Source organism: Ruegeria sp. YKSF57, from assembly GCF_059612585.1.
Map to the genome: position 1 here is coordinate 14,534 of NZ_JBXWQW010000010.1, position 12,631 is coordinate 27,164.

The following is a 12,631-nucleotide window of genomic DNA, read 5'->3' on the forward strand; positions in this document are numbered from 1 at the left end:
CAAATGCGCCGAATCGACGTGCCACCCGTCTGGCTGTTAGGCTCTGCTGCCCTGGCGTGGATCCAGTCTCGGCATATGACCTTGGGGCTATCGCTGGACAGTGGGTTTACTGACCTGATCAGTGGCCTGTTGATTGGTGGCGGCGTGTTGCTGATCGTGTTCGCGGCCATGGAGTTCCGTCGCCACCGCACCACGATCATCCCACACGAGACGCCCACGGCGATGGTGCAGACCGGCATCTATCGGCGCAGCCGCAATCCGATCTATCTGGGGGATGTGTTGATCTTGACCGGGTTGATCCTGCGGTTTGACGCGGTTTTGTCGCTGGCGCTGGTTCCGGTTTTCTTCTGGCTTCTCGAACGACGCTTCATTCTGCCGGAAGAGGACAGGTTGCGCCGAACTTTCCGAATGGATTTTGCTCGGTATGAACGAAAAACCGGCAGGTGGATCGGATGGGAGTGAACATTTGACATCACGTCAATAATGCTGCACTTGCGAAATAATGTTGCGCAAGATACATCTTTGCTTTGCAAACAATACCGAGGCCCGGTTGAGCTTGGCGAACACAAAAGGGGGACCTGACTGGTGAAGATAGGCACACCAAAAGAAATATTTGAAGGCGAGAACCGGGTCGCGATGACGCCCGACTCGGCGCTGCAATTGCAGAAACTCGGCTATGACTGCGTGATCGAAAGTGGCGCGGGTGCCGCGGCAGGGTTTTCGGACGCGGCTTATGAAGCGGCAGGTGTCGAAATCGTCAAGACGCCAGCGGCATTGTGGAAGTCGGCCGACATCATCGCCAAAGTCCGCCAGCCGAACGAAACCGAACTGAAGCGGCTTAACAAGAGCAAAACGCTGATTTCCTTCTTCAACCCGGCGGGGAACGAAGACGGCATGGAACTGGCCAAATCCAAGGGCGCGAATGTGATCGCGATGGAGATGGTTCCGCGTATCAGCCGCGCGCAGAAGATGGATGCGCTGAGCTCGATGGCCAATATCGCCGGCTATCGCGCGGTGATCGAGGCGGGCAACAACTTTGGCCGCTTCTTCACAGGTCAGGTGACGGCGGCAGGCAAGGTGCCGCCGGCCAAGGTGCTGATCGTCGGTGCCGGTGTTGCCGGATTGGCCGCCATCGGTACCTCGACCTCGCTGGGTGCGATTACTTATGCCTTTGACGTGCGCCCTGAAGTGGCCGAACAGGTCGAGTCGATGGGCGCCGAATTCGTCTATCTGGATTTCGAGGAAGAACAGCAGGACGGCGCCGCTACCGGCGGTTATGCCTCCGTCTCATCCCCGGAGTTCCGCGAGGCGCAGCTGGCCAAGTTTCGCGAACTGGCACCAGAGATGGACATCGTGATCACCACGGCACTGATCCCCAACCGCGACGCACCCAAGCTGTGGCTTGAGGACATGGTCGCGGCAATGAAACCGGGTTCGGTCATTGTGGATCTTGCGGCCGAACGCGGCGGCAACGTCGAAGGCACCGTCAAGGATGAGAAAGTGGTCACTGAAAACGGTGTTACCATCATCGGATATACGGACTTCCCGAGCCGAATGGCGGCACAATCCTCGTCGCTATATGCCACGAATATCCGGCATATGATGACTGACCTGACGCCCGAAAAGGACGGGCAGGTCAATCACGACATGGACGACGACGTAATCCGCGGCGCGACCGTCACCTATCAGGGCGAGATCACCTTTCCGCCGCCGCCGCCGAAAATTCAGGCGATTGCGGCAAAGCCCAAGGAAAAACCAAAGGAGCTGACAGCCGAGGAAAAACGCGCGCAGGAAGTTGCGGCGTTCAAGGCCCAGACCAAGCAGCAGTTTACCCTGCTCGGCGTCGGTGGGGTACTGATGTTGTTGGTGGGCCTCGTCGCTCCGGCCAGTTTCATGCAGCACTTCATCGTTTTCGTGCTGGCGATCTTTGTGGGCTTCCAGGTGATCTGGAACGTCTCGCACAGCCTGCACACTCCGCTTATGGCGATCACCAACGCGATTTCGTCGATCATCATCGTTGGGGCTTTGATGCAGATCGGATCGGGTTCTTTCCTGGTCATTTTGCTGGCGGCGCTGTCCGTCTTCATGGCCGGGATCAACATCTTCGGTGGTTTCCTCGTAACCCGGCGCATGCTCGCCATGTTCCAGAAATCTTAAGGAGGCCGGGTAAATGGATTATGGCTTCACTACTGCCGCCTATGTTGTTGCGGCTGTTCTGTTCATCCTTTCCCTCGGCGGGTTGTCGAACCAGGAAAGCGCCAAGCGCGCGGTCTGGTACGGCATCGTCGGTATGGCGCTGGCCGTCTTTGCCACGCTGGTTGGCCCCGGTTCTGGCCTGTGGTTGCTGTCGATCCTGCTGATCATCGGCGGCGGACTGATCGGTCAATACGTGGCGCAGCGCGTGCAGATGACCGAGATGCCACAGCTGGTGGCCGCAATGCACTCGCTAGTTGGTCTGGCGGCCGTGTTCGTTGGCTTTAACGCACACTTTGAGATCGGCAACGTGGCGCAGGTCATGGCCATCGCCGACAGCGCGAAAGAAGCGGACCTGTCCGATCTGGGCGCATTTGCCAAGCTGATCGCCAAGAAGACCTCGGCTGAATTGGCAATTCTGCACGTCGAGTTGTTCCTGGGCATCTTCATCGGTGCGATCACCTTTACCGGTTCGGTTGTGGCTTATGGCAAGCTGGCGGGCAAAGTGACTTCGGCGGCGACAAAGCTGCCCGGGGGACATGCGTTGAACGCAGGTGCCGCGGCTTTGTCGTTGATCTGTCTGATCTGGTACACCAACTCGGGCGGTTTCTTTCCGCTGTTCCTGATGACGCTGGCGGCGCTGTTCATCGGCTATCACCTGATCATGGGCATCGGTGGCGCGGACATGCCGGTGGTTGTGTCGATGCTGAACAGCTACTCGGGCTGGGCGGCTGCGGCGATCGGCTTTTCGTTGGGCAACGACCTTCTTATTGTTGTCGGTGCGCTGGTGGGTTCCTCGGGTGCGATCCTGTCCTACATCATGTGCAAGGCGATGAACCGTCACTTTGTCAGCGTGATCTTGGGCGGTTTTGGGAATACCGGAGGCCCGCAAATGGAGGTCGAGGGTGAGCAGATCGCCATCGAGGCCGATGGCGTTGCTGCGGCTTTGAACGACGCGGACAGCGTGATCATCATTCCGGGCTATGGCATGGCCGTGGCACAGGCGCAGCAATCGGTTTCCGAACTGGTGCGCAAGCTGCGGGCCAAGGGCAAGAACGTGCGTTTTGCCATCCACCCGGTTGCCGGGCGTTTGCCAGGACACATGAACGTTCTGCTGGCAGAGGCGAAAGTGCCGTATGACATCGTTCTGGAAATGGACGAGATCAACGACGATTTCCCGGATACGGATGTAGCCATCGTGATCGGTTCGAACGATATCGTGAACCCTGCAGCACAGGAAGACCCCAACAGCCCCATCGCCGGTATGCCGGTTCTGGAATGCTGGAAGGCCAAGCAGGTGTTCGTGTCCAAGCGTGGTCAGGGCACCGGCTATTCTGGTATCGAGAACCCGCTGTTCTTCAAAGAGAACACGAGGATGTTCTATGGGGACGCCAAGCAGTCGCTGGATAAGCTGTTGCCGATGATCGACTAATTCGTTCAATTGCTACAATATCGGGGCGTCCCATGCGGGCGCCCCTTTTTTGTGAATGGTGCTGCCTGGCATGAGCTGAATAGAGCGGAGGTTACGATGGAAAAGGTGAACGGCATCGGCGGCTTCTTTTTTCGCGCCAGAGATCCTGATGCTCTGGCTGAGTGGTATGAAACACATTTGGGAGTAAACCGGCTGAACCCGCTGCCGTGGCAACAGCGCGAAGGCTATACCGTCTTTGCCCCCTTCGCGCGGGATACGGAGTATTTTGGCAAGGCCGGTCAGCAGTGGATGATCAATTTCCGGGTGGATGATCTGGGCGCCATGGTCGGGCAACTTCGTGCCGCCGGAATCGATGTTGAAACTCGCGCCGACTGGGACAGCGAGGCGGGGCGATTCGCCCGCATTCACGACCCCGAGGGTAACCCGATCGAATTATGGCAGCCGAATTAGAGGTTTAGCAGACGTGCATACAATGGTATTCACGTAAGTGTATGAAATAAAAAGATAATTGATGTATCTCGCCTATTGCTTATAGTGCCTGTAATTGCAGGAGCCTTTCATGACGCCCATCCAGGATCACCCTCTCCGCTATGTATTGGCGAACGAGTTACATGCGCGACCTTTCCCGACAACGTCGGCACCCTGCACAGTCGTTTTTCTGGCGATCAAGCAGTCCGTCGAAGCTGTGGCACGGGACAAGGCGCTTGATGTCTCCCACCTGATCAACCTGCTGGACAGGCACGGTGCGCCACATCCCCAACCGGGTGCTACACATTATGCGGGCCAGATCGGACGGCACTGGCTGAAATGGGAGCAGCACACCGAGTTCGTGACCTATACGGCCATTTCTCAGAACGTCAGCGAGCGGGCCTTCAACCCGGCGGATTTCGAGGTTTTTCCACCGGATTGGCTGATGAAAAGCCCGGGGCAGAGAGTGACGTCGGCAATGCTGCGTGTCGTTGACCATCCGGGAGGTGGAAAAATCGACGAAGCTTTGAGTGAATGGTTTGAACCTGAAAGTCTGGCCGTCTCGCGCGTGCTGGACGATGCTGCGGTGGTCGCCAGTGATTTTCGTATTGATCCGGCGGGTCACATGCGGATGGCGGTTTTCGTGTCCAAGGAATTGGGCCGTCGCAGAACAGGAAGGATCATTCAGCGCCTGTGCGAGATCGAAACCTACAAGGCCATGTCGATGCTTGGCTTTGCCCGGGTCAAAAAGCTGATCCCTCGCATTGGCGAGTTGGATGGACAGTTGACGGCCTTGATGACTGAAATGACGGTCGGTGAAGCCAGCGCGGAAGAGTTGTTGCCGCAGCTCCTTTCGACATCGACCGAACTGGAAACACTGTCTGCGCGCTGTGCATTCCGCTTTGGCGCGACCGGTGCTTATGAAGCCATCGTAAATCAGAGGATCGAGATCCTGCGTGAAGAGCGCTTTGAAGGACGACAGACTTTTGCCGATTTCATGATGCGGCGCTACGACCCGGCCATCCGAACGGTCAAATCTACCGAAAGGCGACTGGAGGCCTTATCGGACCGGGCGATCCGGGCGGGTGAATTGTTGCGTACGCGTGTGGACGTGGAACGCAGCGCACAAAACCAGGCGTTGCTGGAAAGCATGGATCGGCGGGCCGATCTTACGCTGCGCCTGCAGCACACGGTCGAAGGGCTGTCGGTGGTAGCTATCAGCTACTACGCTGTCTCACTTGCCGGATATCTGCTTTATCCGCTGACTGCGGCAGGGATCAGCAAGGGGATGCTTACCTCGCTTGTCACGTTGCCGGTGGTCATTCTTGTCTGGCAGTCCGTTCGAAGGATTCGACGGAGGATCGAGCACAAACCGGCCTGACACGTTGACCTTCAAAAAAAGACGACCGCCCAATCTTGCGCGGTCGTGGCTTCGTTAAGGCGTTGTAATCAGCGTCCTCGAATACGCGGATCCAGCGCGTCGCGCAGGCCGTCGCCAAGGTAATTGACACTCAGAACAGTCAGCGAGATCGCAAGTCCGGGCCAGAACACACGCTCCGGATACTGTTGAAGATAGTCAACTCCATCGAACAACAAGCGGCCCCAAGTCGGAAAGTCGGGTGGAAAGCCCAACCCAAGGAAGGACAGGGCGCTTTCGGTGATGATCGCCGTGGCGATACCCAGCGTTGCCGAAACCATGATCGGAGACAGCACGTTGGGAAGGATATGACGCGTAATAATTTGCCGGTTGGACGTTCCGATCGATCGTGCCGCCAGAACGAACTCCCGCTCCTTGATGGCCAGCACGTCGCCCCGCACGATCCGCGCGGTGGGCATCCACGAGGTGACGCCGATGGCGGAGACAATCAGGATAAAGATCCCGCGTTCCAACCCGAATGCGGCCGCTAGCGGCTCGCGGAACAGAAGCATCATGACCAGCAGCAGGGGCAACAGGGGCAGGGCGAGGAACAGGTCGGTCAGGCGCATCAGCGGCCCGTCCAGTCGTTTGAAGAACCCGGCGACGACCCCGATCAACGATCCCAAAAAAAGCGCCAGCAGCATCGCTGTGATGCCCACTGAAACAGAGGTCTGCCCACCCGCCATCATCCGGGCCAAGATGTCGCGGCCAAGCTGATCCGTCCCGAACGGGTGCGCAAAGCTTGGCCCTTGATTGCGTTCGCGGATGGCGGTTTTTGTGGCGTCGATATCCCAAAAGTATGGACCCAAATAAACGGCCGCGACGATTAGAATGAACAAAATCGCTCCGATCATGGCGCCCTTGTGGGTCTTGAACTGATCCCAGACTTCCCGCCATTGACTACGCGGGGGCGTGGATATCTCTTCCATCACGTCGGACGTTGGCAATGCAGTCGAGGCAGGTGCCAGCCCCTCGTCCGGAACCAGGGTGTCTGTGCGATCCTTGTCAGTCATAGCGGATCCTCGGGTCCAGAATGCCGTAGAGAACGTCGGCGATCAGGTTGAACAGCACGATCAGCACGGCGAAGATGAAAGTGAGCGTTTGCACCATCGGCAGGTCGTTGGCCTGAATGGCGCCGATCAATAGCTGACCGATGCCGTTTACCTTGAACACCTGCTCGGTGATGATTGCGCCGCCAAAGATGGATGGAATCCCCAGCGCGATCACTGTCACCACCGGGATCATCGAGTTGCGCAGGACGTGAACCATGACCACTGTGTATTCGCTGAGGCCCTTCGCGCGGGCAGTGCGTACATAATCCTGGTTGAGATTGTCCAGCATCGAGGCGCGCATGAAACGGGACAATTGCGCGGTGATTTGCAACGCCAGCACCATCACCGGCATGATCATTTGTTTCAGTTGGACGACAAAGCTGTCCCAACTGTTGACGACGTGGGTGGTGTCATAGATCGACGGGAACCAGCCCAACTGAACCGAGAAGATCACGATCACCAGAACGCCTGAGAAGAAAGGCGGGACAGAGAAGCCCACCATCGAGACAAACGTTCCCATCTGGTCGAACCAGCTGTACTGGCGGTAGGCCGAGTAGATGCCGATAGGCAGGGCAATGATGATTGCGACAATATAGGCCGTGCCGACGACCCACAGGGTTTGCGGAATGCGCTGAACCACGATGTCCATGACGGGCGAGCGGGTCTGCCACGAGATTACACGCAGGTCACCTTCGGAAAAGCTGGTGCCGAGATAGTGGTCGATCAGCACCTGTGGTTCGATCCAGAAGAACTGCACGATCCATTTCCAGAACCGGATGTGCATCGGCTGGCCGAGGCCAAGCGCCTCGCGCATCTTTTCCTTTACTTCCGGCGGAACTGTCAGGGGAACCTGCGCCATCGGGTCACCGGGGGCGAGTTCGAGGAGAAGGAAAATCACAAGACTGATGAACAAAAGCGTAGGAACGGCCAGAATCAGGCGGCGTATGGTGAAGGTCAGCATTCAGGTGCGCCTTGGTTTATTAGTCTTTTCATGAAGTCACCTGCCCAATGCCGCGCCCCGAAAAGATCGGGACGCGGTTGAGCAAGCAAGACGCTTAGGAGCCGGTCATGCGGTACCAGTCAGCCGCGTTCCACAGCTCGCTGTCCCACACGTTCAGGACCACGCCGCCCAAGGTGTTGGCATGTGCCGACAGACGGCCACGGTGAACCAGCGGGATCATGCCACCGTTCTCGACCATGATGTCGTTCAGGCGCTTGGCGATTTCCGCGCGTGCGTCCGCACCGGCCGTTTTTGTGAGCTCCGCGTGCAGTGCGTCAAACTCTTCGTTGCAGAAACGGCTGATGTTTTCACCCTGCCACTGAGATTCCGGTTTGGGCGCCTTGTCGCACAGGCCGTTGCCCAGATAGGACTGCGGGTCCGTGCCGTTGAAGGTGTTGGCGTACATTTCGACGTCGGCATAGAACTTCTGGAAGGTGTCGGGTGAACCCGGGTCGCCTCCAAAGAAGACAGAGGCGTTGATGTTGCGCAGTTCGGATTCAATACCAATCTCGGCCCACCACTCCTTGATCAGCGCCTGGAAGTCTTGTCGGACGGCGTTGGTCGAGGTCTGGTAGACGATTTTCAGCGGAACACCGTCTTTTTCACGGACGCCATCGCCATCGGAATCAACGATACCTGCGTCATCCAGCAGTTTCTTCGCGCCTTCGATGTCCTGCGTGTCACAGGTGAAGGTGTCTGAATTCACGGCCGCCGGGGCCGGAACCCAGTTACAGGTTACCTGACCGGCTTTGCCATATCCGATTTCCACCAGCAGCGGGCGGTCGATAGCCAACGACATTGCCTTGTAAACCGCAGGATCCTGAAGGAACGGATGTGGATGCTTGGCGGTCGAGCGTTCGCCTTCGGGCAGGTCAGGCGACGGGTTGGTCTGGTTCAACATGATGCGTTCGACCAGCGGGCCGAAGCCAGCAACCGGAACGCCTTTGCCACCTGCTTCCATCTGCGCAATTACTTCCGGTGCAAGCTGTAGGTTCCAGGCATAGTCGAATTCGCCGGTTTCCATCACTGCGCGTCCTGCAGCAGTTGCGTCACCGCCGCCCTTGAAGGTCAGTGTCGCAAACGCAGGCTTGTTCGGATCACGGTAGTTCGGGTTGGCCGACATGGTGATCACGTCGTTCGGTTTGAACTCATCCACGACAAATGGGCCGGTGCCAATCGGGCCGAAGTTCTGCTCGGTGCATTCCGGAGCCTTTGCGCCCATGCAGTTTTCGAATTGGGCTTTCTGAATGATCGGGCTTTCGCCTCCCACGAACGGGCCGTACGGGAACGGGGTGGCTTCGCCAAAGGTGACTTTGACGGTCATGTCGTCCAGTGCCTCAACCGAGGTCACGCCTTCGAACTTTGTCAACTGCGCACAGCCGCCTTCGGGGTGCATGCAATAGTCGGCGGTGAACTTGACGTCATGAGCAGTGAAAGGTGTGCCGTCCGACCACAGGATGCCCGGGGCGATTTTCCAGGTGATCGAGGTCAGGTCCTCGCTGACACCGCCATTGTCGACGGTCGGAATCTCGGCTGCCAGATAGGGCACCATTTCGCCGTTTTCGTTGTAGCGCGCGAGGGGTTCGATCACCAGTGACGAGGATTCGACGTCCTTCGTGCCGCCCGAAAGGAATGGGTTCAGGATCGATGGGGCTTGCCAATAAATGATGCTGACATTGCCATCCGATCCGCGCTCGGCAAAGGCTGTTTGAGCCAGCGCCGTGCTTGCAATCGCACCAAGTAAAAGGGCTTTGGTTTTCATTCTACACTCCATGTTGGACACGAGCGTGTCTCGATTATCTCCGCATTGCCTGCGGGTTTGGCGTTGCCGTATGTCGGGTAAGTTGTTGAAAACTAATGTAGCGTTTTTTACGCTGCGCCGTTTTCGTTCTCTCCCCAGGAACGGTTACGAGACGTATCGAAACAGAGTTTTTAAAAAATGCAAGCCTTGCCGTTGGGAAAGTTTCCAATGGGTTTGACTTTTACCGGCCCCCGGACATAGCGTTTGACACACAACACATAAGGGTGACCAAGGGGAGCGCACTCGTGCTGGATCAGCCCATTGCACAGATCAAGAAACTTCGTGTCGAGTTTCAAACCAAGGACGGCCCGGTGGTGGGCGTGGAAGATGTCTCGTTTGAGGTGCGTCCCGGGGAAACCGTTTGTATCGTTGGCGAATCCGGTTCGGGCAAATCCGTATCATCTCTATCTCTGATGCGGTTGGTCGAGTTCGGGGGCGGTGAAATCGCGGGTGGCCAGTTGCTGTTCGACCGGCGCGACGGCGAAGAGTTCGATTTGTCGAAAGCCGACCAGGATTTGATGAAACAGATTCGCGGCAACGAGATCGGAATGATATTTCAGGAGCCGATGACGGCGCTGAATCCGGTTTTCACGGTAGAACGACAATTGACCGAAGGGCTTCGGATTCACAGAAACATGTCCAAGGCGCAGGCCGAGGAGCGGGCGCTGGAACTGCTAAGGCAGGTGCGCATCCCGGAACCTGAGCGGCGGTTGAAGCAATATCCACACGAGTTGTCGGGCGGCATGCGTCAGCGGGTGGTCATCGCAATGGCGATGGCCTGTGAGCCGCGTCTGCTGATTGCGGACGAGCCGACAACGGCGTTGGACGTGACCATTCAGGCCGAAATCCTGGCGCTGATGGACCGGCTGAAGCGCGAGACCGGGACGGCGGTGATGTTCATCACGCACGACATGGCGGTCGTGGCGCAGATGGCGGACCGAGTCGTGGTCATGTATCGAGGCAACAAGGTCGAAGAGGGCACGGTTAGCGAGATCTTTGAAAACCCTCGGCACGACTACACCAAGGCATTGCTGGCCGCGGTTCCAAAGCTGGGTGAAATGCGTGGGAAATCAGCGCCCGAGCCGATGAAACTGATGGGGGTTGAAAACCAAAACATTGCGCCCATTCCCGGCACCGAAGAGGTGCTGTTGAGTGTCAAAGGCCTGACCACCCGATTTCCCGTAAAAGGCGGGCTGCTCCGCCGCACCGTGGCCAATGTACACGCAGTTGAGGATGTGTCTTTCAACTTGAACCGGGGCCAAACGCTCAGCCTAGTGGGCGAGTCCGGTTGCGGAAAGTCTTCGGCGGGGCGATCGATTCTGCGCCTGGTCGAGCCGATGACAGGCGAGATCAGTCTCGATGGTGTAGACATCATGAAACTTGACCAGACCGGTCTGCGCAAGGCGCGTCTGGACATGCAGATGATCTTTCAGGATCCGTTCGCCTCGCTCAATCCGCAGATGCAACTTGTGGACCAGGTGGCTGAGCCGTTGCGCAACTACAATGTGGCGACTGGCTCGGAGTTGCATGATCGGGTCGCCAACCTGTTCGACCGCGTTCAACTGCCCCGTAGCTTCATGCGCCGCTTCCCGCACGAGATGTCGGGTGGCCAACGACAACGTATCGCCATCGCACGGGCGCTGGCTTTGAACCCCAAGCTGATCATAGCGGATGAGGCCGTATCGGCGTTGGACGTGTCGGTACAGGCACAGGTTCTGAACCTGATGATGGAATTGCAGGCCGAGCTTGGGCTCAGCTATCTGTTCATCAGCCATGACATGGCGGTTGTGGAACGCGTTAGCCATCATGTCGGTGTCATGTACCTTGGCCGTATCGTCGAGCTGGGGCCGCGGTCCCGCGTATTCGAGAACCCGCAGCATCCTTATACTCAGGCCTTGATGAAGGCGGTTCCGATTGCCGATCCCAATAGGCGAAAATCTGAAAAAGACCTGAACTTCAAACCGATCCCGTCGCCAATTCATCCTATCGGATACAAGCCGGAACCGTCGCAATACCGCGAGGTAGAACCGGGGCATTTTATCCTGACAACTGACAGCGGATACTAGCCATATGCCCACACGTCTGTCGCCGTTGGAGATCATGACCAAACTGATCTCGTTTCCAACAGTGAGTCGTGATACCAACCTGCCTTTGGTCGATTGGATCGCAGACTATCTTTACAGCCACGGGATCGAGGCTCATCGCTGGCCGGATCCCGGACAACCACACAAATCGGCGCTGTTTGCGCATGTAGGGCCGTGGGAAGAGGGGGCCGTTGTTCTGTCCGGTCATACTGATGTGGTGCCGGTCGATGGCCAGCCCTGGGATAGCGACCCTTTCACAGTAACCGAGCGTGACGGCAAGTATTTCGGGCGCGGCACATGCGACATGAAGGGGTTCGACGCGCTTGCGATCTGGGCGATGGTCGAAGCAAAGTACCGCAACGTGACCCGCCCGCTGCAATTGGCTCTGAGTTTTGATGAAGAGGTCGGCTGTACTGGTGCGCCTCCAATGATCGCCGAGATGCAAAGGGTGCTGCCAAAGGGCGGCGCCGTGATTGTGGGTGAACCTTCGATGATGCAGGCTGTGACCGGGCACAAGGGCAGCTTTGGATATGACACGCATGTCGTCGGGTTCGAGGTGCACAGTTCGATCATGCATACTGGCGTCAACGCAATTATGTCTGCAGCGCCGTTGATCGACTGGGCGAATGCCCGCAATGCCGAAAACATGGCTGCAGAGCCGTCTGAAGTGGCGGCACTGTTCGATCCGCCATGGACGACTTGTCATGTAGGCATGATCGAAGGTGGAACGGCGCATAACATCACCGCCAAGGATTGCCGCTTTATGATGGATTTCCGAGTGGTGCCGGGGGAAGATGCAGGCATGTGGCGTGATGCCTATCTGGAACAGGTGCGTCGCACCGAGGCCAGCATGCAGGCTGTTCATCCGGAAGCGTGTATCGAGATTTCCGAGAACTTTGCCGTTCCCGCGCTTTTGCCCGAAGAGGATGGTGAGGCCGAAACGCTGGTGCGTGCCCTCACTGGTGACAACGCCCGCCATGTCGTAAGCTATGGCACCGAAGCGGGTCAGTTTCAGGAGGCGGGGTACTCGGCGGTCATCTGTGGTCCCGGCGACATCGCGCAGGCACATCAACCCAACGAATACATTACCGTGGCACAATTCAGCGCGGGACATACATTCATGGAGCGTTTGCTGGACAGGCTGACGGCCTGACCGGGCCAGCGACCAAAAGGGGAGAGTTGGA

10 protein-coding genes are annotated in these 12,631 nt (G+C 57.7%); 7 read left to right on the forward strand and 3 right to left on the reverse strand.

The annotated features are described in order from the left end of the window. The first annotated feature begins 3 nt into the window (after positions 1–3). The 5 genes from AC2FLX_RS05965 to AC2FLX_RS05985 all read left to right on the forward strand — a co-directional run bounded on the left by AC2FLX_RS05965 (position 4) and on the right by AC2FLX_RS05985 (position 5,474). Positions 4–462: a methyltransferase family protein gene (locus AC2FLX_RS05965; RefSeq protein WP_496810359.1), complete on the forward strand. Its 459-nt coding sequence runs from the start codon at positions 4–6 to the stop codon at positions 460–462. 123 nt (positions 463–585) lie between these two features. Beyond that, positions 586–2,157 carry a Re/Si-specific NAD(P)(+) transhydrogenase subunit alpha gene (locus AC2FLX_RS05970; protein ID WP_480749256.1) on the forward strand — a complete coding sequence of 524 codons (1,572 nt, stop codon included), beginning with the start codon at positions 586–588 and terminating at the stop codon, positions 2,155–2,157. A gap of 13 nt (positions 2,158–2,170) precedes the next feature. Further along, on the forward strand, positions 2,171–3,625 hold the full coding sequence (locus AC2FLX_RS05975; RefSeq protein WP_480749257.1) for an NAD(P)(+) transhydrogenase (Re/Si-specific) subunit beta: 1,455 nt from the start codon (positions 2,171–2,173) through the stop codon (positions 3,623–3,625). Between the two features lie 96 nt (positions 3,626–3,721). Next, positions 3,722–4,075 (forward strand): VOC family protein, encoded by a 354-nt coding sequence (locus AC2FLX_RS05980; protein WP_480749258.1) that lies wholly within the window; start codon positions 3,722–3,724, stop codon positions 4,073–4,075. A gap of 109 nt (positions 4,076–4,184) precedes the next feature. Beyond that, on the forward strand, positions 4,185–5,474 hold the full coding sequence (locus AC2FLX_RS05985) for a DUF3422 family protein (RefSeq protein WP_496746420.1): 1,290 nt from the start codon (positions 4,185–4,187) through the stop codon (positions 5,472–5,474). A gap of 68 nt (positions 5,475–5,542) precedes the next feature. Here AC2FLX_RS05985 and AC2FLX_RS05990 read toward each other — a convergent pair whose 3' ends face one another. The 3 genes from AC2FLX_RS05990 to AC2FLX_RS06000 form a co-directional block, all read right to left on the reverse strand. Continuing rightward, positions 5,543–6,523, reverse strand: coding sequence for an ABC transporter permease (locus AC2FLX_RS05990; protein ID WP_496746421.1), 981 nt, complete (start codon positions 6,521–6,523; stop codon positions 5,543–5,545). Beyond that, complete coding sequence (locus tag AC2FLX_RS05995) at positions 6,516–7,523, reverse strand: ABC transporter permease (protein ID WP_480749261.1); 1,008 nt, start codon at positions 7,521–7,523, stop codon at positions 6,516–6,518. Before AC2FLX_RS05995 ends, AC2FLX_RS05990 begins: the two co-directional genes overlap by 8 nt. Before the next feature lie 94 nt (positions 7,524–7,617). Continuing rightward, on the reverse strand, positions 7,618–9,324 hold the full coding sequence (locus AC2FLX_RS06000) for a peptide ABC transporter substrate-binding protein (RefSeq protein ID WP_480749262.1): 1,707 nt from the start codon (positions 9,322–9,324) through the stop codon (positions 7,618–7,620). A gap of 284 nt (positions 9,325–9,608) precedes the next feature. On the opposite strand from AC2FLX_RS06000, the gene AC2FLX_RS06005 reads away from it, so the two are divergent. Both AC2FLX_RS06005 and argE read left to right on the forward strand, forming a co-directional pair. Then, positions 9,609–11,429 (forward strand): ABC transporter ATP-binding protein, encoded by a 1,821-nt coding sequence (locus tag AC2FLX_RS06005; RefSeq protein WP_496810360.1) that lies wholly within the window; start codon positions 9,609–9,611, stop codon positions 11,427–11,429. A gap of 4 nt (positions 11,430–11,433) precedes the next feature. Next, a complete protein-coding gene (gene argE, locus AC2FLX_RS06010) occupies positions 11,434–12,600 on the forward strand; it encodes an acetylornithine deacetylase (RefSeq protein WP_496810361.1) in 1,167 nt (388 codons plus the stop codon). Positions 12,601–12,631 lie beyond the last annotated feature (31 nt).

Coding starts and splice junctions, on each gene's coding strand:
- AC2FLX_RS05965 (WP_496810359.1), top strand. CDS start 4: ATGCGCCGAATCGACGTGCCACCCGTCTGGCTGTTAGGCTCTGCTGCC.
- AC2FLX_RS05975 (WP_480749257.1), top strand. CDS start 2,171: ATGGATTATGGCTTCACTACTGCCGCCTATGTTGTTGCGGCTGTTCTG.
- AC2FLX_RS05980 (WP_480749258.1), top strand. CDS start 3,722: ATGGAAAAGGTGAACGGCATCGGCGGCTTCTTTTTTCGCGCCAGAGAT.
- AC2FLX_RS05985 (WP_496746420.1), top strand. CDS start 4,185: ATGACGCCCATCCAGGATCACCCTCTCCGCTATGTATTGGCGAACGAG.
- AC2FLX_RS05990 (WP_496746421.1), bottom strand. CDS start 6,523: ATGACTGACAAGGATCGCACAGACACCCTGGTTCCGGACGAGGGGCTG.
- AC2FLX_RS05995 (WP_480749261.1), bottom strand. CDS start 7,523: ATGCTGACCTTCACCATACGCCGCCTGATTCTGGCCGTTCCTACGCTT.
- AC2FLX_RS06000 (WP_480749262.1), bottom strand. CDS start 9,324: ATGAAAACCAAAGCCCTTTTACTTGGTGCGATTGCAAGCACGGCGCTG.
- argE (WP_496810361.1), top strand. CDS start 11,434: ATGCCCACACGTCTGTCGCCGTTGGAGATCATGACCAAACTGATCTCG.